The organism is Methylobacterium sp. SyP6R, assembly GCF_019216885.1.
Classification (GTDB): domain Bacteria; phylum Pseudomonadota; class Alphaproteobacteria; order Rhizobiales; family Beijerinckiaceae; genus Methylobacterium.
This window is the reverse complement of sequence record NZ_JAAQRC020000001.1, coordinates 5,358,688-5,380,330: the sequence shown is the minus strand read 5'-3', so window position 1 is coordinate 5,380,330 and position 21,643 is coordinate 5,358,688. Positions and strand designations below refer to the sequence as shown.

Annotated in this window: 22 protein-coding genes and 1 pseudogene; 14 read left to right on the top strand and 9 right to left on the bottom strand. The window is 67.4% G+C overall.

The features are described 5' to 3' along the window. Positions 1–46: 46 nt before the first annotated feature. From HBB12_RS24640 to HBB12_RS24615, 6 genes are all read left to right on the top strand, one after another. Entirely contained in the window at positions 47–433 is a 387-nt protein-coding gene (locus HBB12_RS24640; RefSeq protein WP_236991786.1) for a DMT family transporter, read from the top strand. 152 nt (positions 434–585) lie between these two features. Next, positions 586–969, top strand: coding sequence for a DMT family transporter (locus tag HBB12_RS24635; RefSeq protein WP_236991785.1), 384 nt, complete (start codon positions 586–588; stop codon positions 967–969). Positions 970–1,030: 61 nt separating this feature from the next. Continuing rightward, on the top strand, positions 1,031–1,477 hold the full coding sequence (locus HBB12_RS24630; RefSeq protein WP_236991784.1) for a nucleoside deaminase: 447 nt from the start codon (positions 1,031–1,033) through the stop codon (positions 1,475–1,477). Further along, positions 1,474–2,295: a maleate cis-trans isomerase family protein gene (locus HBB12_RS24625; RefSeq protein ID WP_236991783.1), complete on the top strand. Its 822-nt coding sequence runs from the start codon at positions 1,474–1,476 to the stop codon at positions 2,293–2,295. Before HBB12_RS24630 ends, HBB12_RS24625 begins: the two co-directional genes overlap by 4 nt. Positions 2,296–3,226: 931 nt before the next feature. Further along, positions 3,227–4,843 (top strand): hypothetical protein, encoded by a 1,617-nt coding sequence (locus tag HBB12_RS24620; RefSeq protein ID WP_236991782.1) that lies wholly within the window; start codon positions 3,227–3,229, stop codon positions 4,841–4,843. A gap of 1 nt (position 4,844) precedes the next feature. Next, positions 4,845–8,603, top strand: coding sequence for a hypothetical protein (locus tag HBB12_RS24615; RefSeq protein ID WP_236991781.1), 3,759 nt, complete (start codon positions 4,845–4,847; stop codon positions 8,601–8,603). A gap of 55 nt (positions 8,604–8,658) precedes the next feature. Here the strand turns inward: HBB12_RS24615 and HBB12_RS24610 are convergent, their stop codons facing one another. Next, the gene (locus tag HBB12_RS24610; protein WP_236991780.1) at positions 8,659–8,829 is read right to left on the bottom strand and encodes a hypothetical protein; all 171 of its coding nucleotides are present in this window, start codon (positions 8,827–8,829) and stop codon (positions 8,659–8,661) included. Positions 8,830–9,171: 342 nt separating this feature from the next. Here HBB12_RS24610 and HBB12_RS24605 point away from each other — a divergent pair, with 342 nt between their 5' ends. Continuing rightward, positions 9,172–10,413, top strand: coding sequence for an IS110 family RNA-guided transposase (locus tag HBB12_RS24605; RefSeq protein WP_236987776.1), 1,242 nt, complete (start codon positions 9,172–9,174; stop codon positions 10,411–10,413). 77 nt (positions 10,414–10,490) lie between these two features. On the opposite strand, the gene HBB12_RS24600 is transcribed toward HBB12_RS24605, so the two are convergent. From HBB12_RS24600 to HBB12_RS24590, 4 genes and pseudogenes are all read right to left on the bottom strand, one after another. Then, the gene (locus HBB12_RS24600) at positions 10,491–11,273 is read right to left on the bottom strand and encodes a hypothetical protein (protein ID WP_236991779.1); all 783 of its coding nucleotides are present in this window, start codon (positions 11,271–11,273) and stop codon (positions 10,491–10,493) included. Positions 11,274–11,301: 28 nt separating this feature from the next. Then, positions 11,302–11,382, bottom strand: a pseudogene (locus HBB12_RS34550) (hypothetical protein); the annotation flags it as partial. A gap of 15 nt (positions 11,383–11,397) precedes the next feature. Beyond that, positions 11,398–11,634 (bottom strand): hypothetical protein, encoded by a 237-nt coding sequence (locus HBB12_RS24595; RefSeq protein ID WP_236991778.1) that lies wholly within the window; start codon positions 11,632–11,634, stop codon positions 11,398–11,400. Further along, a complete protein-coding gene (locus HBB12_RS24590; protein WP_236991777.1) occupies positions 11,631–13,064 on the bottom strand; it encodes an FAD-linked oxidase C-terminal domain-containing protein in 1,434 nt (477 codons plus the stop codon). Before HBB12_RS24590 ends, HBB12_RS24595 begins: the two co-directional genes overlap by 4 nt. Before the next feature lie 270 nt (positions 13,065–13,334). On the opposite strand from HBB12_RS24590, the gene HBB12_RS24585 reads away from it, so the two are divergent. Beyond that, entirely contained in the window at positions 13,335–13,691 is a 357-nt protein-coding gene (locus HBB12_RS24585; protein ID WP_048436119.1) for a c-type cytochrome, read from the top strand. 41 nt (positions 13,692–13,732) lie between these two features. Here the strand turns inward: HBB12_RS24585 and HBB12_RS24580 are convergent, their stop codons facing one another. Beyond that, entirely contained in the window at positions 13,733–14,173 is a 441-nt protein-coding gene (locus tag HBB12_RS24580) for a PaaI family thioesterase (RefSeq protein WP_236991776.1), read from the bottom strand. A 90-nt stretch (positions 14,174–14,263) separates the two neighbouring features. On the opposite strand from HBB12_RS24580, the gene HBB12_RS24575 reads away from it, so the two are divergent. Continuing rightward, the gene (locus HBB12_RS24575) at positions 14,264–14,695 is read left to right on the top strand and encodes a PaaI family thioesterase (RefSeq protein WP_236991775.1); all 432 of its coding nucleotides are present in this window, start codon (positions 14,264–14,266) and stop codon (positions 14,693–14,695) included. Here the strand turns inward: HBB12_RS24575 and HBB12_RS24570 are convergent. Next, positions 14,683–15,174, bottom strand: a complete 492-nt coding sequence (locus HBB12_RS24570; RefSeq protein ID WP_236991774.1) for a pilus assembly protein TadG-related protein — start codon at positions 15,172–15,174, stop codon at positions 14,683–14,685. The two genes, HBB12_RS24575 and HBB12_RS24570, sit on opposite strands and share 13 nt — an antisense overlap. A gap of 368 nt (positions 15,175–15,542) precedes the next feature. On the opposite strand from HBB12_RS24570, the gene HBB12_RS24565 reads away from it, so the two are divergent. The 5 genes from HBB12_RS24565 (at position 15,543) to HBB12_RS24545 (ending at position 19,524) form a co-directional block, all read left to right on the top strand. Continuing rightward, entirely contained in the window at positions 15,543–16,142 is a 600-nt protein-coding gene (locus HBB12_RS24565) for a DUF1285 domain-containing protein (protein ID WP_236991773.1), read from the top strand. After that, entirely contained in the window at positions 16,139–16,813 is a 675-nt protein-coding gene (locus HBB12_RS24560) for a CoA pyrophosphatase (protein WP_236991772.1), read from the top strand. The genes HBB12_RS24565 and HBB12_RS24560 overlap by 4 nt, the downstream gene beginning before the upstream one ends. Before the next feature lie 19 nt (positions 16,814–16,832). After that, positions 16,833–17,090 (top strand): DUF6111 family protein, encoded by a 258-nt coding sequence (locus HBB12_RS24555; RefSeq protein ID WP_236991771.1) that lies wholly within the window; start codon positions 16,833–16,835, stop codon positions 17,088–17,090. Next, positions 17,087–18,391: a CCA tRNA nucleotidyltransferase gene (locus HBB12_RS24550; protein WP_236991770.1), complete on the top strand. Its 1,305-nt coding sequence runs from the start codon at positions 17,087–17,089 to the stop codon at positions 18,389–18,391. Before HBB12_RS24555 ends, HBB12_RS24550 begins: the two co-directional genes overlap by 4 nt. A gap of 356 nt (positions 18,392–18,747) precedes the next feature. Then, positions 18,748–19,524, top strand: a complete 777-nt coding sequence (locus HBB12_RS24545; protein WP_236991769.1) for a DUF4198 domain-containing protein — start codon at positions 18,748–18,750, stop codon at positions 19,522–19,524. A 7-nt stretch (positions 19,525–19,531) separates the two neighbouring features. On the opposite strand, the gene HBB12_RS24540 is transcribed toward HBB12_RS24545, so the two are convergent. Then, positions 19,532–19,999 carry an ureidoglycolate lyase gene (locus HBB12_RS24540; protein WP_236991768.1) on the bottom strand — a complete coding sequence of 156 codons (468 nt, stop codon included), beginning with the start codon at positions 19,997–19,999 and terminating at the stop codon, positions 19,532–19,534. Positions 20,000–20,013: 14 nt separating this feature from the next. Beyond that, entirely contained in the window at positions 20,014–21,609 is a 1,596-nt protein-coding gene (locus HBB12_RS24535) for a GMC family oxidoreductase (protein ID WP_236991767.1), read from the bottom strand. Positions 21,610–21,643: the final 34 nt, after the last annotated feature.

The window sequence follows — 21,643 nt, the reverse complement described above, 5'->3', positions numbered from 1 at the left end:
GTTTTCATCATAGTACAATTTATAAAACAAAAGACTAACATTCATCATGGCATACGTAAAGCATGGATATATCGATGTCGCTGCACCCGCAGCGACAAGCAGGAGAGACATCATGAGCTGGTTATACCTCGCCATCGCCGTCATCTTCGAGATCGCCGTCGGTATCGCCGCCGGCAAGGCCAAAGGCTTCACCGATCTGCGCTGGACCATCGCGACACTGGTGAGTGGCGCGATCGCCACCTTCTTCCTCAGCCTCGCGCTGCTGACGTTCGACGTCGGAGTGGGATATGCGATCTGGACCTCGGTTGCAGGCGTCGGGATCACCGTACTGGGCGCGATCTTCTTCGGGCAAAAGCTCGGCGTGATGAAGATCGTCGGCATCGCTCTCGTCATCGGGGGCGTGGTCGGCCTGCGGCTCAGCGGCGCCGCCTGACCCACCCCGGCCGGCCTCTTGAAGGTCGGCACCGGAGTATCGCGCGGTCGCGCCGCAGTCGAACGATGCTCCTGATCTCTGTTTCTGCAACTTGTTGCATGACGAGCCGTGATCGGCTTCCTCAACACACGCTCGTACATTGGAGGATTCAGATGTCGACAACCACCGAGAACCCGAGCCCCGGCCGGAGCTGGGCGATGCTCCTGCTCGCCGGCGCCTTCGAAGTCGGGTACGCCTTGAGCGTCGGCGGCAGCAAAGCCTTCACCGTCCTGCCGTGGTCGATATCGGCTTTCGTCTTCTTCCTGCTGACGCTGTACTGCCTCAGCGTCGCCCTGCGGACGATCGATGTCGGGATCGGCTATGCGGTGTGGGCGGGGATCGGCTCCGTCGGAGCTGCGATCCTGGGCGCCTTCATCCTGGATCAGCCGTTGACGCTGGTTCAGGCGTTCTGGCTTGGCGTCATCATCTTCGGCGTCGTCTGGCTGAAGCTCGCCGACAGCGCGAGCCTGAAAACAAAAAATTTCAAGATGTCATAGCATTTTAAATGATCGGATAAATTCCATGCAAAATCTCCCACCTTCACGGCTGACAGAGCGCATGAAGGAGACCGTCGCTTATTCGATCGAGCATGTCGACAAGGGCGGCATCCCATTCACGGCTTTCGTTCTCGATCGGCACGGAACCGTTCTCGGGCGCGGCGTCAATCGTGTTCGACTGCACTGTGATCCGACAGCCCATGCCGAGGTCGAGGCCATCAGGGATGCCTGTCGTACCCACGGCATCCAGTGCACCTCGGGCGCCACGCTCCTGGCATCCGGCGAGCCCTGCGCCATGTGCTATATGAGCTCTCTCTTCTCGGGTATCTCGAAGGTGTATTTCGCCGCGAGCCGGGACGAGGCCGCGTCGTACGGCTTCGACTATCGGTCGAGTTACGATCTCTACGCGGCAGACCCGACAACCTGGGGAAACCTTCGCCCCGAGGCGCTTCGCGTCGATGACGGTCTGGTCCCGTTTCAGAAGTTTGCGCAACGGAGCGTCCGATGAGCCGTCACGACGCCCTCACCGCTCGCGCCTCGCTCGAGCCTCGCCGGTGGCGCAGGGACGGTTGGGATGCCGGCCTGCGCTTCGGCGCCATCGTGCCCCATGCGGATATCGGTCCGGAATGCGAACTCGGAGCGATGGCGTGGCCGAATGTGTCGGTGCATGCCGGCAGGCTGTACTTCTCCGCGATGCGCGCGGGCGGCGAGATGGACGAGACGATCCCCCATGCCCCGGTCGCATCCTTCGCCGATGCTCCTTATCTGGACGATGCGGTCGAGCACCTCGCGGCCTCGCCTCTCGACGTGATCGGGCTTGCCTTCACCAGCTCGGCGTACAAGCATGGCAGCAGCGGCGAGCAGCAACTCGTCGAGCGGCTGGCACCACGTGCCCGAGGCATCCCGTTGACGACGACCTGCCTCGCGGCGGCAGCGGCCTTCGACGCGCTCGGTTCCAGACGAATCGCGCTTGTCAATCCGCCCTGGTTCGATGCCGATCTGGATCAGGCCGGGGCCCGCTATTTCGAGGAGCAGAGCTTCAACATCGTCCACCATGGCCCCTGCGGCCTGCCGAGCGGGCAGCGCCACATCACGCCGGACGGCCTGTTCAGCTGGATCCGCAAGATCGTCTCCGATCATCGTGTCGATACCGTCTTCATCGCGGGGAACGGTCAGCGAGCGGTAGGTATCATAGACGAGGTAGAGTCGACACTCGGCATCAGAATGGTCACCGCCAACCAGCTTATCTTCTGGCATGGCCTCAAGCTGACAGGAAAAAGCGTCGAAATCAGGAGCTATGGCAGATTGTTTCAAACACGATTTTGATAAATCGGACTAAATTACACTGTGATATGGTGGAATATAACATTATTATTTGAATATTATTTGAAGTATTATAATTATAAAAAATATTTTACGAGTGCGGCATGCACAAAATCCGCCTGGAGCAGCGCTCGATTGCAACGCGGTCGGGCGCTGCCCTCGCATGGGGAAGGCTTGGCGGGGACAAACCGAGAGCCCCAGGAACCGGTGCACGGTCCATGGCTGGCTCCAAAGACGGCCCGCAGGGGACGCCTGTCGACCCGCCCCCTGCTTGCAGGCAGGTGAGCAGTTGCCGGGCCCGCTCCCGAGCTGCAGTATGGCGCTTCTGCACGCCGACGCCGCACGCGAATATCGATAGGATCCGGCTCGTCGCCCGCTGGATCGTCGCCGCCGGTGGTGAAACCGGCCCTTCCGCGTGTGTGGTGCAGGCGTCGCGGTTATGACGCCCGCACCCGGGCCGCAGCAGGCCGAGCCGTCCTTCGCCCGCTTCAGCGTCGGCACGCGGCAGCGGGTAGGCGCTTTGCTCTCGAAGGTCAGCGTCGGCCGCCCCTGTTTTCGCACATCGCATCAATCCGACAGGGTCGGCTGCATGAATTCTGCGGCGAAGGTTGGTGCGCCGTGAGATCGGCTCGGCCCATGCCGGAAAAACACCTGTCTTTCGTACAGTCGAGCCTCAAGCGCCGCATCAGGCCGGGAGCCGACGTTCGACGATTGCGCGCACGTTGTCTGAAACGTCACGCAAGTCGACATAGGCGGGATGCCCGAAAGCAGACCCTCAAAACCGACGGAAGCTAAAATCTCAACCTGCATAGACACATCTTGAAATCAAAAAATATGCAGACGATCCTGTTTTGTCAATTGATTTTGTGCCGGAACGATATCTAAAATTTGCGACTTCGCGTCGTCCGGCGCGCCGCAGACGAGGGAGCTTGCGGTGAAAAACACCGACGTGTTCGATCAGTACGACATGGTCGTCTCGCTGACGCAAAAGACGATCAACGATCAACTCCTCAGCTTGACCAAATCTGGTATCGTTCATCAAAATTTAATTATATATCAATCTTGGGATATCAACGGCAATTCAATTAGCAAGATTGCCGAAAGTCTTGATGAAATTCCGAGGACGGATGGAAAAATATCGGCATCCTATATTGATGGAGAACTTATACCGTCGATTGAGATTACAAGCAGTGGATCGACCGTTCAGTTCAATCTCCGATTTCGTGGCGGGACGGCTCACTTCTGGAGTGGGTTCGGACCAGCCGCGACACTGAAATCCTATCCCATGGCGGGCTGGATCTGCCCGATCGACGTCAACCTCGACCTTGCCGCGCTCAAAAAGATCGACGGGGCCAACGTGCCTCGGATCGTTCAAGACCAGCTCGCGCATTTCGATCCGAGCATGTTCAGCGTCAATCACCTTTTCATGGATTTCGACTCCGCCAACCTCTACGCGGATGCAGCGGCATGTTCCGTGAACGGGCAGCCTGATGAGATAAAGCAGCAGTTCAGCGAATTCATGGGAGATTACCTTTCGATCTTCACGACCGAAGGAACCGCCGCGGGGAAAGCCGCGAACCCGTTCATCTTGGGCTACGTCCCGACGGCGACGTCGAGCGCGTCCATCGCCGATTCCAAGGTTCCGCCCCTGCTCCGCCCGATCGGTACGACGTTCACGGTCTATCACGACCCGAACCATGCCGACCTGAGCAACATCAACTTCGTTCTCGCGACGCGGGGCGGCGTCGACGGCATCCAGGCATCACCGGGCATCTTCGACAGCAACTGGATCGGTCCCAGCGACCAATGCGACGGCAAGATGATCTACTCACATAAGGTGCTTGTCGAACCGCTCCTGCTGAAACCGCTCTACGACACGATCAAAGACGATCTTTACAACGCGGTCTCCGGCAAACTTTCCGTTTCACAGAATAACAGCTATGATCAGGGGAGAAGCCTGTCGGACGGAATCTTCACGTTCCGAATCTCGAACGTCGACACGGGCGACGACCAGTATGTCAACACGTTCCAAGCCGACCTCCCGGCGCGTGGTGCAGCACCGACGATCGCGATCACGAACGGCTCCATCTACATCTACAAACACGTCTCGAAATCCGAGTGGCCCGAAGACGCAACGGCGTGGGCCAACGCCACGACGAAATGGCATGGCAGCATCTCGATCACGGCCAGCAAGGACAAAAGCGGAAATCCGACACTGCTGCCACAGATGTCCTACACCCTCGACAGCCAACATACCGATCATGGAGAAAATGGTGAAGCAAAATTTCTGGAAATCATAGGCAAGATATTGGGAGGATTTCTCGACTCGCTGGTGCCGTTCGATAATAATTTTTTCTCGAATCTTTTCAAATCCCTGCTTTCGATCGATGTGCCCGATCTTGGATCGCCCGCTCAGGCGATGAGCAATATCGGGAAATCGATCGACGGGGCGCTGATCCTGCCGGGCGGACAGACGTTCTTCTTCAAGGATCCCGCGATCGATCAGGACGCCAACCTGTCCCTGCTGCTCACCTACAAAACGGAGAACTGACATGCCGGTGTCCGACATCGATCGGGTCAGTGTCGCCGGGGCGGGATCGTTCGCCGGTACGAATCTGGAACTGACCGTCTCCTGCGAATTGATGCACAACCAGTTGCCGGGCTCCCCCATCTCGCCCACGGCGACGAAGCTCGCCGTGGTGCAGGACGGGAGCGGCAATCCGGTCGTCTTCAGCATCGGCACGGACGGCCGCCTCCGCCTGATCAAGGTGAGGGCGGGCCTCTCCAACGGCTTCGCGGAGATCGACCTCAGCGCGCAGTTCGCCGGCTACGGGGTCGCGACGGCCTTCGACGTCGTCGAGGACCTCGAAGGGCGCATCAGCATCGCGGTGGCGATCGCCCGCGCCGACACGTCGGCGACCGACGTCTTCCTGGCGACCAAGTTGCCGAACGATTTCGGCGACGCGACCTGGTCCGCCTTCGTCGCGCTGATGGGGCCGCCGCTCGGCGGCATCGACCCGCGCTTCGCGGCCGAGGACGTCCTGCTCGGGACGTCCGACGGCGACATGGACCCGCTCCTCACCGTGGTGGGTCCGCTGAACGGCAAGCGCATCTACTATCAGGCGACCTCGAAGGCGACGGGGGCGACAGCTTTCGGCTTCCCCGAGACGGTGACGAAGCCGGCCGCGATGGCCAACGCCTTCAAGGAGGGCGGCCAGGGCGTCTGGTTCCTGTACGACGAGGGCGACGGTTGCACGCTCGAATGCACCACGCTTGCGACCTCGTCCGGGCCGAGCCTCACCTTCGATCTCAGCCCGGGGGGCGGCTCGTCGATCCCGGCCATGATGTATCGCTGCATCGCCACGGCGACCGGAACCGACACGGACCCCTTCTCGATCTCCTCGGACGTCTACGTGGGAGCCGACACGGGCATCTACGTTTTCCGGAGCGGCGTGTCGGAGAAGATGCAGCGCATCTCGGACGGCATCACCGATTGCCGGCAGATCATCGTGCGTCAGGACAGCCGGGGAATCGCCGTCTGGGCCCTGAGCGCCGGCGCCGACCGTCTCCACTACATCCTCGGCGCGAAGGACCCGAACGATCCGGATGCGGACTACACGTGGAACACGCCCATCGTCTTCAGCGAGTCCGCGGTCCGGCTCGCACCGCTGCGCCTCCGGACCCGCAACGCCAACGAGATCTTCCTCGTCGATACCGCGCTGAACGTCTCCCACCACTGGCAGGACCCGAAATCGACGCTGTGGCAGAGGCGCGTCATCACGGCGCCGGCCGGCGACTACCTGTTCGACGTCGCGACGTTCACTTCGCGGCTCCACCTGGACGACGCGGCGGGGAACCCGGTCCGCGATGTCGAGATGGACATCACGGCCTCGGAATGGACCTACGTCACGATCAACGGCATGGTCTACAGCCTCGACTCCGAGACGCCCTGCCGGATCAAGACGGACGCGCTCGGCAGCCTGACGATCGTCGCGACCGCCGGCGACATCGCGACGCCGATCATCCACATCGCGTCGGCGGCCCTCGACAAGGTCGTGAACCTGTATCCCAACGGGAAGGTGCAGAAGGGCCTGAGGGCGATCGAGACCGGCGACGACCTCAAGAATGCGAAGGCGCCGGACGGCACGGCGATCGTCCCGCCGATCTCCTCCGACAAGCTCGCGGCCGTGGCCGCCAACGTCAACCGGCTGGCGGGCATCGGCACCAAGGACATGTCGGCGCCCCTGTCGGGCACGACGTTCGTCGCGATCGCGGACGTCAAGCACGACGGCTCGGTCGACGCGACGCCGCTCGCGGACGGCTTCTCCGTCGGGATGCACCGCGCCGGCGGAGTCTGGCACCCCACGCCCCATCCGGCCATGGAGATGGCGAGCCTCGGTGGCGTCCTCACCGAGTTCGAGGCCCTCGCCGGCGACGCCCTGCACTACCTCGAAACCGCCGTCGACGAGGCGATCGGCGCGATCGAGGGGGCCTCGACGGAACTCGAAGGCGGCATCAGCTTCGTCATCCAGAAGGTGAAGGACGGCGTCGAGGACGCCCTGCAATTCGTCGTTCGGCTGCCCGGCAAGGTTCTGACGGTGGCGCTGACGACGCTGAGCTCGGTCTACAAAGCGTTGAGCTGGGTGCTCAAGCTCATCAAGGTCGCCCTGATCGACGTGATGAAGTGGCTGGGCCACCTCTTCGGATGGGACGACATCTGGACCGTCCACAAGGTGATCACCAGGATGGTCGATAACGGCATCGAGGCCGCCGTGGCCTTCGTCGACAAGGAGATCGACTGGCTGATCGGGAAGGTGGACGCCGCCTTCGACGGCCTGGAGGAGCGCATCGAGAAGGCCGTCCTGCCGTCCGGCAGTCCCGGTGCCATCGGCGCGGCGGTGACGAAGACGCCGCAGGGCCTGGCGTCGCGATCCGCGCCGAGCGGATTCGCGCAGTATCAGATCCACCACGGCGGCATGCTCAACAGCACGGCCGCCGATCCGGTGACCTCGACCCTCGATCTGGCACGCGACTTCGTCGAGGACGTCATGATCCCGACGATGAAGTCCCTCGGCGGCGACCTCCTCAAGGACATCGACGACATCCGCGCGCTCGCCGAGAAGCCGGATCTCGGCGGCCTGCTCCGCTTCGTGGTCGACACGATCAAGACCATCATCGATCCTCTGAAGACACTGATGAAAGGCGCACTGAAGTTCGCCAAGGACGTTCTGAACTTCATCAAGAGCGCCCTGGTCGATCCGGTCGACATCCCGTTCCTGTCAGGGTTCTACCGGTTCGTGACGACCTTGTGCGGCAACGGCGAGACGCTGACCACGGTGAACGGGATGGCCCTGCTCCTGGCCGTCCCGATCGTCGAGTCCGCCCGGCTGACGGGCGTGTCGCTCGACCTCGTGCATCAGGCGGACCGGTTCACATCGCCCGACGTGTTCACCCATTTCCTGTCCAAGGCGGGAGGCGGGGGGCAGAGCCCCGCGCCGCTCGCGCGGATCACCGGGGAGACGACGGAGCAGATCGGAAGATCGCAGGACGGCGCCGCCCTCGCCCGGGAGCCCCGCGCCGTGGAGCGCTACGCCTTGGCGGCGCAAGGGCCGTCGGACGCGGCCGACGCGAGCGTCGCCGACGCTTTCGCGGAGTTCAGGAAGCAGTATGTCATCTGGGGTACGACGGTCGCGGCGACCGCCGGCCTGTACAAGAACATCGCACAAGCCCTCAAGGTTCAGGCGCCGAAGACCGGCATCATGAGCTACCTGCGCAGCGACAGGCTGATGATCGCTCTCAACGTCATCCGCAACGTGTCCAGCGTGCCACTCACCTTCGACACGACGTCGCCGATGACCGAAGCGTCGGGCGCGTTGAAGATCTTCGCCTATTCCGGATCGGTCTTCTACACGGTTGCGAGCGGACTCGTGTATGCGGGTAGCGGCTGGATCGATACGGTGCAGGTCAATCCTCAGGTCAAGACATCGGCAGCGCTCGGCGGCACGCTACAGGCGATGACCGGTTTCTGCGCCGCCGCCGTGCTGTTCCCCGCCGATCTCTTGGCGTCCAAGTTACAGCATGTGCCGTTGAATTTGCTCGCCGACGAACTCAGCAACGGCTACGCTGCGCTTGGCGGATTGTGCAAGCCGATGGCTCTCGCGGACGAGGAGCCGATCACCGACCGCGGCATTCTTTTCTCCGGGAGCGCGCTCTACGCCGCGGCAGCCCTCGGATCGACCATAGGGGCCATCAATCCATTCATAGCCGACATCGAAGAGGTGGAGACTTTGGTCCACTACATCTCGGTCTGATCCGGCGGCCCGCCCGGGTCGCCACTGTCCGGGTGGACGTCGATGGGGGCGTGACCTAACGCAACGCCTCCAAGAGCGGCTTCAGCTTGTAGCGCCGCTTGTGCTCGGCGATCAGGTCACCGATCCGGACGGTCCACGCCGTCTGCCGGCCCTGCGCCGAGCAGCCCTGCTTCGCGCGGCCGAGCCAGGCGGAGGCCTGCTCGTAGGCGTGGGGTCCCCGGGTCATACGCTTTCCGATTGATCGCTTCGCGATGCGGAAAGCGGCTTCGCTCAGGCGCCGCGCGGGCTGATGATACGAAATCCGGAAGTGATCTTCCGGATTTCGTATCAGTTCGTCACCGGCTTCGCGGTCCCTTGCGGATGAAACATATGGCAGAGTGGACTTGCCGTCGGCGGAGAGATCGGTTCGTCTTTGGTGTGCCAGACCCCGCGTATCAGTTGGATCCGGGCTCCTCTTCAGTCCCCTCGCTTGCGTCACGGGCCGGTCCTCGGGCCAGCCCCGGAGCGCGTCATTTAGATTTGATCTCACGGGAGCCTGCGCCGGCGGCCTGACGGCAAGGAGATCGTGATGAAGGTCCTCTACCCCCGCTGCGCCGCCCTCGATGTTCACAAGGACACCGTCGTCGCAGCCATCCGTCTGGCCGAGAGCAGCGAGGTTCAGCGTGAGGTGCGTACGTTTGCCACCACCACGCCCGCTCTGCTCGACCTCTCCGCCTGGCTCGACGAGCACGCCTGCACCCATGTCGCCATGGAGGCGACCGGCATCTACTGGCGCCCGGTCTGGCAGGTCCTCGACGCCGACAGCCGCACCCTGATCCTGGCCAATGCCGCCCATGTCAAGAACGTGCCCGGCCGCAAGACCGACGTCGCCGACGCGGTCTGGCTCTCCGACCTGCTCGCCCACGGCCTGATCCGCGCCAGCTTCGTGCCCGAGGCTCAGACCCAGGCGATGCGCGACCTGCTGCGCACCCGCAAGCAACTGGTCCGCGAGCAGGCCAGCCACGTCCAGCGCATCCAGAAGACCCTCGAGGAGGCCAACCTCAAGCTCGCCTCGGTGCTCACCGACATCATGGGCCAGTCCGGTCGCGCCGTGCTCGACGCGCTGGTCAAGGGCGAGCGCGATCCGGCTGGGCTGCAGGCGCTGGTCAGCCCGCGGGTGAAGGCGGCGCCCGAGGCGATCCGGGCCGCGCTCACGGGCCGGATCGGGGATCACCACCGTTTCCTGCTCGGTGTGCATCTACGCCAGTACGACGGGTTGGGGCGAGCGATCGCGGAGATCGACGCGCAGGTGGAGCGCGACCTCGGCCCTTTCCGGGAAGCGGTGAAGCTGCTGGTGACGATCCCGGGCATCAGTGACCTCACCGCGCAGGTGATCCTCTCCGAGATCGGCCCCGACATGAGCCGCTTCCCGACCGCCGGCCATCTGATCTCCTGGGCCGGGCTGTGCCCGAGAAACGACGAGAGCGCGGGCAAGCGGCGCTCGACGCGACTGCGCAAGGGCGCGCCCTGGCTCAAGACGGCCTTGGTGCAGGCCGCCTGGGCCGGAGTGCGCAAGAAGGCGAGCTACATCAGGGCGCAGTTCCAGCGCTTGCGCGGCCGGCGCGGCCCCAAGAAGGCGATCTGCGCGGTCGCCGCTTCGATGTTGACCGCGATCTATCACATGCTCAAGGCCGGCACGGCTTACGTCGATCCCGGGCCTGATCACGGCCGCAAGGCGGCCCCGACCATCCGCGCCAAGGCGCTCGTGCGGCAGATCGAGCGCCTTGGATTTGCGTGCGAAATCAAACCCGTAGAGCCAGTTTCTATTTAGGAGGGGCTTCGCCTTCGCCTCGGCGAAGCGGATCACCCAGGCCGGGTCGCGCTCCAGGGCTGCTTCGGCGAGACGCATCAGCACGGCCTCGTCGATCCGGCCGAGGCGCACCAGCACATCCCGGCGAGGGCGGCCTCGTCCCCGGCAGCGCGGGCGAGGTTGAGGTATTCGTCGGTGCGCGCCGCGGCCGCGAGCACCCGCAGGCGCACGGCGATCGGCTCCGGGTTCTCCTCCTCGCTCTCCGGTAGGGCCGCTCCCGTCTTGCCGGCGAGCACCGCCCGCAGGGCCGGATCGTCCCAAGCCGTCCTCAAGGCCGCGGTGACGAGGAAGAAGCCATCCTCGGGCGCGTAGTCGTTGAGGTCGTCCTCCCAGCCCCCGATCGTCTCGCGCAGGGACCCGCGCTCATCGGCGCTGAGGTCGCTCATCAGCGCCGCCTCGGCCATCATCCGGTCGAGACCCGTGAACAGGCGGTACATGTCCTCGTCGGTCTCGACGTAGTAGCCGAGCCATTGCTCGATGAACGGCTCGGCCACCGCCACCGGGATCTTGAGCGCGTTGCGTCCGTCGCCGGCCTCCAGGAACGGCACCGCCTTGTCCACCAGCTGCTTCAGCGCGTCGGCCGGGCCGTGGGCCTCGTAATCGTCCCGGTAATCGCGCTTGATCTGCCGGCCGAGAAGCGTACGGGCCTGCGCGGCGATCGGCGCCGGATCGACGGGGCCGCGGCCGGGCAGCGCAGCAAGCTCGGCCTCGATCCGGCCGGCGAGGTCGGGATCGGCCTCGGCCCGGCGCACCAGCAGGTCGGCCAGGGCCTCGCGCGGCAGGTCGTCGCGGAGCCGGCGCAGGGTCGACCGCTCGGCCACCGCCCCCGGGCTCGGCCGCGGCGAGCAGGGTCGCGACGACGTGCTTGCAGGCCCCGCCCCACTCGTAGGGGCAGGTGCAGCGGTCATCCGCCACGCCGCGATCCGTCAGCCGGACCCTGACCCGTTAGGGCGCGTTCTCGCTGCCCGCGACCGCGGCGACGAGCTGGTCGCCGCGGCACACGAGGTCGGAGACGGCGCCCGAGCGCGCCACCACGCGGCCGCGCTCGACCACCTCCGGGTCGGCGAGCGCCTTGATCGCCGCCTCGCCCGGCAGGGAAGACTCGGCCTTCGCCTCGCGAGTAGCAGGCTTGCCGGGGGCCTTCTTGCAGGGGGCTTTCTTGCCGCCCCGTTTCCCGCTCACGCGGCGATCCGCCCCTCCAGCGGGAAGACCTTGGCCGGGTTCATCAGCCAGGCCGGATCGAACACCGCCCGCACCCGCATCTGCTGGTGCAGATCCTCGGGGTTGTACTGGACATTCATCAGGTCGCGCTTCTCGATGCCGACGCCGTGCTCGCCGGTGAGGCAGCCGCCGACCTCGACGCAGAGCTTCAGCATCTCCTCGCCGGCGGCCTCGGCCTTCTCCATCTCGCCGGGCGTGTTGATGTCGAACAGGATCAGGGGGTGCAGGTTGCCGTCGCCGGCATGGAAGACGTTGGCGCAACGAAGACCATAGGATTGGGTGATCTCGCCGATCCGCTCCAGCACGCGCGGCAATTGCCCGGTCGGGATGGTGCCGTCCATGCAGATGTAGTCGGAGATGCGCCCCGTCGCGCCGAAGGCCGACTTGCGGCCCTTCCAGATCGCGGCGCTCTCGGCCTCCGATTGCGACACCTTCAGGCTCGTCGGGTTGAAGGGCTTGGCGATCTCGACGATGCGGGCGAGCATCGCGTCGCATTCCTCCTTGCAGCCTTCGACCTCGATGATCAGCATCGCCTCGGCATCGAGCGGGTAGCCGGCATGGGCGAAGGCCTCACAGATCGTGATCGCCTCGCGGTCCATGTATTCGATCGCCACCGGGATGATGCCGGCGCCGATGATCGCCGCCGTGCAGGCGCCCGCATCCTCGACCGTGCCGAAGCCCATCAGCGCCGGGCGCGCGCCCTCCGCCGCCCGCAGGATCCGCACGCTTGCCTCGGTGACGATGCCGAGCTGGCCCTCCGAGCCGCAGATCAGGCCGAGCAGGTCGTAGCCGGCGGCGTCGAGGTGGTCGCCGCCGATCTCCACCACGGTGCCGTCGACCATGACGAGCGTCACGCCCATCAGGTTGTTGGTGGTGACGCCGTATTTGAGGCAATGCGCCCCGCCCGAATTCATCGCGATGTTGCCCGCGATGGTGCAGGCGAGCTGGCTCGACGGGTCGGGGGCGTAGAAGAAGCCCTCGTGGGCCACCGCCGCGCTGATGGCGAGGTTGGTGATGCCGGCCTGGACCCGGGCGGTGCGGTTCGAAAAATCGACGTCGAGCACCCGGTTCATCTTGGCCACACCCAGGATCACCGCATCCTCCTGCGCGATGGCGCCGCCGGCGAGCGAGGTGCCGGCGCCGCGGGGCACCACCTTGACCCCGGCCTCGTGGCAGTAGCGCATCACCGCCGACACTTCGGCGGTGGTCGAAGGCAGCACCACGGCGAGCGGCATCTTGCGGTAGGCGGTGAGGCCGTCGGTCTCGAAGGCGCGGCGCTCGTCCTCGCTCGTCACCAGCGCCTCCGGCGCCACCAGGCCGCGCAGGCCCTCCACGATCGCGTCGCGGCGGGCGAGGATCGCGGGATCGGGCAACGGGAAGGCGATGGTCATGGCGTATCCTCGGAATCTTGCGGGGAGTCTCGCGGAATTTCATCCGACCGGTCGGGCGGTCGCTCGTGCGCCATCATAATGCAGGCGAGGGACCGCGCCCATCCATCCGTTCGCCCCGCACCTTCGTCCGATTGCGTTGAGCCGCGGCACAGCTTCTTTTCGCCGCACGGGACCCGTCGCGAACCGTCGGCGTTTTTAACTGGTCCAAATTGCAGGCTGGGCCATATCCCGGGTGGCCGGTCGCGAACGACGTCCGTTGGAGGGAACCTCATGCGTCAGCTCATCCTCGGTGCCGCCCTTGCGGCCCTTCTCCCCTTCGCCGCCCAGGCCCAGGACGCCGCCGCCGGCGAGAAGGTCTTCACCCAGTGCAAGGCCTGCCATGCCTTCGGCAAGAACGGCGTCGGTCCGGACCTCAAGGGCCTCATCGGCCGCAAGGCCGGCACCCACGAGGGCTACAACTACTCGGCCGCGATGAAGAATTCCGGCCTGACCTGGGATTCGGCCACCTTCATGGAATACATCAAGGACCCGAAGGCCAAGGTCCCCGGCAACAAGATGATCTTCGCCGGCGTCAAGGACGACAAGAAGATCAAGGACCTGGAAGCCTACCTCGAGACCCAGAAGTAAGCGCCGACCCGGCCCCGGCGGCGCCCGCCGGGGCCGGGTCGTCAATCGCCGATGCCGTCCCGGCCCTGGACGGCCATCAGGGTGGCGGTCAGCATCGCGACGAGCCGCTCGCGGCCGTCATTCTCCGCAAACACCTCCGCCTGGGCCAGGGTCAGGGTCCGGCCGGCCTTCACCACTCGCCCCCGCGCCACGATGCGGTTGCCTGCGGCCGGGGCCAGCAGGTTGATCTTGAACTCCGCCGTCAGCACCCCGGCGCCGGGCGGCATCACGGTGAGGGCGGCGTAGCCCGCGGCGCTGTCGGCGATGGCGCTCACAGCACCGGCATGGACGAAGCCATGCTGCTGCGACACTGCCGGGCCGGGAACGAGCGCGATCTCGACTTCACCGGGCGACACCGCCCCGAGGCTGGCGCCGAGGGTCCGCATCAGGCCCTGCCGGTCGAAGCTGGCGCGCACGCGCGCGTCGGGTGTCTGGTCGGTCAAAGGACCCCTCCCTGTGGATTTTCTTGGTAAGGCACGTTGAGGCACGGCCGCGGCCGCGCTGTCCAGCGCCCTCAACACCCGAGTCCGCCCATGACCACCCCCGATTCCGACCCGGCCGGCTGGCGCCCCTTCGACGATCCGGGCTTCCTCTCCCTGGTCGGCCCGGTTCTGCTGCGCGAGGAGGGCGAGACGATCAGCTTCGCGTTCCGGGCCGAGCCCAAGCACGCCAACCTGATCGGCGTGGTCCAGGGCGGCATGATGATGACCTTCGCCGACCGGGCGCTGGGCTTTGCCGCCATGCGGGCCGCCGGCGGGGCGAACTGCGTCACGGTGCAGTTCGAGATGCAGTTCGTCTCGGCGGGCCGGATCGGCGAGACGATCACGATGACGCCCGAGGTGGTGCAGCGCACCCAGAGCCTGGTCTTCCTGCGCGGCGACGCGCGCAGCGCGGGGCGCATCGTCGCCACCGCCACCGGGGTGTGGAAGATCCTGCGCCGCCGGCCGGAGACTCAACCGACGTGAGACTCGCCCGGCCTGCCGCGGCCGGCCTCCCAGGCGGTGACGAACTTGGTCATGATGGCGCGCTTGCGCTGCGACAGGGTCACCCTCACGCCCGTGGGCGGCTGGTCCCGGTCGTTGGCCAGGGCCACCGTGAAGGAATCGTCCGGGTTCGCCGCGGGCTTGCGGGTGACCGGCTCGGTCGCGACCGTGATCGGGTCTCCACCGAGCTTGTCCGCCGCCAGGCTGCGCACCTGGCCTTCCGCCACGGCCTGCGCCCGGCCCCGGTCGTAGCCGGCGACCTGCATGTCGGAGACGACGGCGAGCGCCGTCGCATCGGCGATGGCCTGGAGCTGCTGCTTGCGGACCAGCCACGTCGCATAATCGACGCCGAATCCGACGCTGCCCATCACGATGGGAAACAGGATCGCGAAGACGAAGGCGACGCCTCCTCCCTGCTGACGAGCGAAGGAGACGACTTTAGCCATGACGTCCCAATTCATCAGCATCTTTTTCCGTTACCTCGTTACGCTATGAAACTTTTTGTAAAGACGCAATTAATACGACTTAAGAAATCTCGAATTTGAATCTTCGGGCGATTCAACCGCCAGTTCTTGACGATTTGCGGGTGTTTTATTTTTATCGATCCGTTTCGGTCGATCGCGACCGCTTCAGGAGCCGGGATAAGGGTTGCCTGGCTCGCCAGTGGCGATCTCTTCCGCCACGGCTGCGCCCCCGGGAGCCCCTGTCCCGCTCGTCCGTCGCGCCCGCGCCGGACGGCATGGCGAGTGGAGGCCCCCGAAAGGGACCGATGGCGACTTCCCCGTGGCGACGCCTGCACAAGCCGCCCCGATCCGCTATGTAGAGGCGGATGACGCACGATCCGAACGGCGCCCCGCCCGGCGGGGTCCTCGAACGACTGACCGCGGCGCTGGGCGCCGAGGGGAGCCGGCGCGGCCCGCCGCCGGTGGATCGCTGGAATCCCGATTATTGCGGCGAGATCCCGATGCGGATCGCCGGAGACGGGACCTGGCACTACAACGGCAGCCCGATCACCCGGCCGGCCCTGGTCAAGCTCTTCTCGACGATCCTGCGGCGCGACCCCGACGGGCGCACGGTGCTGGTGACGCCGGTGGAGCGGGTCGGGATCGAGGTCGAGGACGCGGCCTTCCTGGCGGTCGAGATGGCGGTGGAGGGCGAGGGCGAGACCCGCGCCATCGCCTTCCGCACCAACCTCGACGATGTCGTGCCCCTCGACGAATCCCACCCCTTGCGGGTCGAGCGCGACCCGGAGGGCGGGTTCAAGCCCTACATCGCCGTGCGGCACGGCCTCTGGGCCCGCCTCACCCGGGCGCTCGCTTACGACCTCGTGGACCTCTGCGAGGAGCGCGAGGAGGCGGGCGAAAGCTGGTTCGGGCTCGCCGCCGGGGGGCGCTTCCACCGCATCGCCCAATCGACCGAGCTGTCGTGACCGATCTCACCGCGCCGCAAATCCTGGGTTCTTCTGCCCTCGATCTCTTCCTGGAGCGCGCCCGCGACCGGCTGCGGCCCGAGCCACCGGGTCCGCACGACGACACCTCGAACCCCCGGGGCGACCACGACCTCGAGCCCGACGTGCTGGAGGCCGCGCTGTCGCGCCCGGCCCGGCTCGCCGCGGTGCTGGTGCCGGTGATCCCGCGCGACGACGGCGTCGCGGTGCTGTTCACCCTGCGCTCGGCGCACTTGCGCGACCATTCGGGCCAGATCGCCTTCCCGGGCGGCAAGATCGATCCCGGCGACCCTTCAGCCCTCGCGGCGGCCCTGCGGGAGGCGCAAGAAGAGATCGGCCTCGATCCTGCGGCGGTGACGCCGCTCGGCTACCTCGATCCCTACCTGTCGGGCACCGGCTTCCTGGTGACCCCGGTGGTCGGCCTGGTGGCGCCGGACGCCCGGTTGAGCCTCAATCCGCAGGAGGTGGCCGAAGCGTTCGAGGTGCCGCTCGACTTCCTGATGAACGTCGCCAACCACGCCCTGCACAGCCGGGAATGGCGCGGGCGCCAGCGGCGCTACTACGCGATCCCCTTCGGCGAGCGCTACATCTGGGGGGTGACCGCCGGCATCGTGCGCAACCTCTACGAACGGCTCCGCGACGCGGACGCGTGAAGACATCGAGTCGGAATTCATGGCCCGCGCGCTGATCGACGACATCCTGCTGTTCCTGCTCCCCTTCGCGGCCTTCGGGGTGTGGCTGGTCTTGCGCCAGCGCAGCCCGCTGCGCTGGATCCACTGGAGCGACCAGGCCGCGCGGCTCGCCATCGCGGGGGCCGCCCTGGTCATCCTCTCCTTCGTGGCGGTTGCGCTGACCTCCGAGCGGCACCGGGACGGCTTCGTGCCGACCCATCTCGAGAACGGCCGGGTGGTGCCGGGGCAGTTCCGGTGAGCCCCTCCTTCGAGCATCCCGCCCTCGACGAGCGCTCTTTACGGGCGGTGCTGGCGCGGCCGCGCCTGACCACGGTGCTCGCCGCCCTCGACGCTCCGGGCGAGGAGACCCGCCTCGTCGGCGGCGCGGTGCGCGACGCGCTGCTCGGCCGCCCGGTCGCCGATATCGACCTCGCCACCACGCTCCTGCCCGAGGCGGTGGTGGCGCGGGCGAACGCGGCGGGCCTCAAGCCCGTGCCGACCGGCATCGCCCACGGCACCGTGACGGTGGTGGCGGAGGGCGAACCGTTCGAGGTCACGACCCTGCGCGAGGACATCGAGACCGACGGGCGCCACGCCGTGGTGCGCTTCGGCCGCGACTTCGGCCACGATGCCGCCCGGCGCGACTTCACCGTCAACGCCCTCTCGGTCACGCCCGACGCCTACGTGCACGACACGGTCGGAGGCCTCGCGGATCTGGCGGCGGCCCGGGTGCGCTTCATCGGCGAGGCGCGCCAGCGCATCCGCGAGGATTACCTGCGGGTCTTGCGCTTCTTTCGCTTCCACGCCCGCTACGGCGCCGGCGACCCCGATCCGGAGGGGCTCGCCGCGTCGATCGAGGCGCGGGACGGGCTGGCGCTGCTCTCCCGCGAGCGGGTGCGGGGGGAACTCCTGAAGCTCCTCGTCGCTCCGGGCGCGCCCGCCGTCACCGCCATCCTGTCGCAGACGGGACTGCTGCAGCGCCTGATCGGCGGCGTCGGCGATCTCGGCCGGCTTGCCCGCCTCGCCGCCGCGGAGGCCGAGCCGGATGCCGTGCGCCGCCTCGCCGCCCTGGCGGTACGCTCGCAGGCCGATGCCGAGCGCCTGCGGGAGGATTTGCGCCTGTCGAAGGCCGAGCACGGGCGGCTCTCCGCTTACGCCGGGGCCGAGGCCGCCCTGCACGGCAAGCGCGATCCCCTAACGGTCGTGGATGTGCGGCGCCTCGTGGCCGTGCACGGGGCGGGGGCGGCGACGGATGCCGCCCTGGTGCTGAGGGGAGAGCCGCGGCCCGAACTGACCCCGGAGGCCGCCGATGCGCTCGCGCGCTTCGGAGCCGGGGCCGAGCCGGCGCCGGCCCTGCCGATCACAGGCGCCGCGCTCGTGGCGGCGGGCGCCCCGCCCGGCCGCGGCCTCGGCCGGGGCCTGGCGGCGGCCCGCAGGGCCTGGCTGGCGGAAGGCTGCCCGACCGACCCGGCCGCCAAGGCACGGCTGCGCGCCCTGGCGCTCGAGGCGGCCGGCGGAACCGGCGAAGAGGCGGGCCGTTCACCCCAGGTCAAGAGATAACATCGCCGGACCTGCCCGGAGAGAGGACCGGGATGGCGCGGATCGCGACGATGATCGGGGCGGCGGCAGCTTTGATGGCCGGGGCGATGGACCTGTCCACCCTGGGGAGCGGGGCGCGCCAGGGGCAGCAGGCCAAGCCGACCTGAGCACGCCGACCTGAGACACGCCGGCCTGAGACACGCCGACTTGAGGGATTGTCGATCCGAGGACGCGCCCGGGGGATCGCGACCTCGATGCCGGGGGATCGGTTTGCCGCCGGATGGGTTATGATGCCTTGCTGCCGCGGGCCCGCTTCGTGCCTCGCCCCACCCGCGCGAGGCGCTTGTCCGGCGCCGCCCGATGGAGACCGACGATCGATGCTGCCCCTGCTCCGCACCGCCCTGGCCGCCGCCCTCGTCCTCGGTGCCGTGCGGCCCGGCAGCGCGCACGAGCTGTGGCTGACGCTCAGCACCGCCGACCAGGCGCCGCAGGTCCGGGTCAATTACGGCCACGCCTCGAAGCGCCAGGCGCCGCGCGCGCCCCAGCTCATCCAGCTCGTCGCCCTGACGCAGGACGGCGGGAGCACGGACCTGCGCGGGAGCCTCAAGCCCGCCCCGCCGGACGTGCCCCCCGCCCTGCTGGCCCCCCTCGGCACCAAGCCCGGCCGCACGCTGGTCGCGGCGACCTACGATGCCGGCTTCTGGACGATTCTTCGCGACGGCACCCGCCTCCATGCCAGCCGGCGCCTGGTGCCGGAGGCCCGCGAGGGCCGCTGGTCGGTGAAATACGCCAAGGCCGCCTTCGGCCCCGGAGCGCCCTGGCTGCGGGTGGTCGGCCACACCCTGGAGATCGTGCCGGTCGAGGTACCGGGGCCCACCGCCGGGGCGATCCGGGTGCGGGTGCTGTTTCGCGGCGCGCCCCTGCCGGGGGCCGACCTCTATTACGGCGAGAGCGGCATGGAGCCGGAGCGGGCCGGGGTACCGGCCTACACCACCGATCCGGAGGGCATCGCCACGGTGCCGATCCGCAAGGCCGGCAGCCAGGTGCTCACGGTGAGCCAGACGGTGAGCCCGTCGGCCACCCCGACGCTGGCCGACGAGGACATCTACACCGCGACCTTCGCATTCCGGCTCGACGAGCCGTCGGTGAATTGAGCGAGCCTTACGCCGCCGGTTCGACCGGAGCGATCGACGCGAACACGCAATCCTCCGCGCTGCCGTCCTCGTGCACCAGCATGGCGAAGGTGCCGGGCGCCGACAGCGTCGTCATGTGGGCGTGCCAGGCGCCGCTGCGATAGACGATCCAGGTGTCCCCCGGCACCCGGAAGGCGCGCAAACCCGCCTCGTCCGGCCGCCCATCGGCGTCGGGCGCCACCACCACCAGATACTCGCCGACGGCGAGCGGCAGGAAGGCTTGCGCCGAGTGCGGGTGCCGTTCGAGCCGCCGCAGCGGCATCGTCCCGGCGAAGGGCTCGCTGCGGACCAGCGCGAGATTGAGGGGTACACCCGGGCGCCCGTTCTCGATCTCGGCCGCCCGGTCCTGCCGCGGGCCGGCCGCCGGGCCGACCAGCAGCGTGCCGTACGGCGCGAAGGCCTCGGCGGTGATCGGCTCGATCGGAAGGGTGCGCATCGCGTCGGGTCCTCTCAGCGGCGATCCTCCCGTATCAGATCCACGCCCTTCTCGGCGATCATCATCACGGCGGCCTGGGTGTTGGCCGAGACCTCGGTCGGCATCACGCTGGCGTCGATCACCCGCAGGCCCTGAAGGCCGCGCACCCGCAGGCGCTCGTCCACCACCGCCTCCGGACCCGGCCCCATGCTGCACGTCCCGACCGGATGGTAGATGGTCTGGCCGTTGCGGCGGGCGAAATCGAGCCACTCGTCGTCGGTCTGCACGCCCGGGCCGGGATTCAGCTCGTGGGCGCGGTAGGGGTCCATGGCGGGCTGATCGATCACCCGGCGGGCGAGGCGCATGCCCTCGATCAGGGCCTCCTGGTCGCCGCGCACGCTCAGGAAGTTCGGGCGGATCGCCGGGGGGCGCATCGGATCGCCCGAGACCGCGTGGATGGTGCCGCGGGATTCCGGCCGCAGCTGCGTCACGCCGATCGTCATGCCGGGCTCGCGGTCGAGGGTGCGGTCGGCGGCGTTGGCGTAGCTCGCATGCATGAAGAAGTACTGCACGTCGGGCCCGGCGAGGTCGGCCCTCGTGCGCACGAAGCCGTGGGCGAGGCCGGTGCCGAGGGTCAGGATGCCCCGGCGGGTCAGGACATATTGCCCGACCGCGAGGCCGAGGCGCCAGCCGCGGGTCGCCTCGTTGAGGGTCACCGGCACCTTCACGCGCCAGTTCATCCGCGTGGCGTAGTGATCGCGATAATTCTCGCCCACCCCCTTCAGGGCGTGGCGGACCGGGATTCCGGCCTGCGCCAGCACCTCCGGCCGGCCGATGCCGGAGAGTTCGAGGAGGTGCGGCGACTGCACGGCGCCGGCCGCCAGGACCACCTGGCCTCTCGCGCTCACCCGCTCCTCGCGCCCGTCGCGGCGGTAGGTGACGCCGGTCACGCGGGTGCCGTCGAGGTCGAGGCGCAGGACGTGGGCGTCGGTGCGCACGATCAGGTTCGGGCGCTTGCGGGCCGGCTGCAGGTAGGCGTTCCGGGCGCTCCAGCGCCGGCCGTGGCGCTGGTTGGCCTGGTAATATCCGAAGCCCTCCTGCGAGGCGCCGTTATAGTCCGGGTTCTCCGGGTACCCGGCCTCGGTCCCGGCGCGGATGAAGGCGTCGGCGAGCGGGTTCCGCACCCCCACCCGGGTGACGTGGAGCGGCCCGCCCCGGCCGCGCAGGGCGGGGTCTCCGTCCTCGAAATGCTCGAGCTTGCGGAAATAGGGCAGCACGTCGTCCCAGGCCCAGCCGCGGTTGCCGCTCTGGGCCCAGGTGTCGAAATCCTGGGGCTGCCCGCGCACGAAGATCATGCCGTTGATGAGCGTCGAGCCGCCGAGCCCCTTGCCGCGGGGAACCACGATGGCGCGCTCGTGGGTGTTCGGCTCCGGCTCGGTGGAGAAGCGCCAGTTGAAGGCGCCGCCGGTGAGGAGTTTCGGGAAGCCCGCCGGGATGCCGACCCAGAAACCGGTCCCCTCCCCGCCCGCCTCGAGCAGCAGCACGCGGGTGTGCGGGTCCTCGCTCAGGCGGTTGGCCAGCACGCAGCCCGCCGTGCCCCCGCCGACGATGACGACGTCGAACGCGTCCATGGTTCCTCCCCGTATTTGTTGGTTCTTAGCGTTG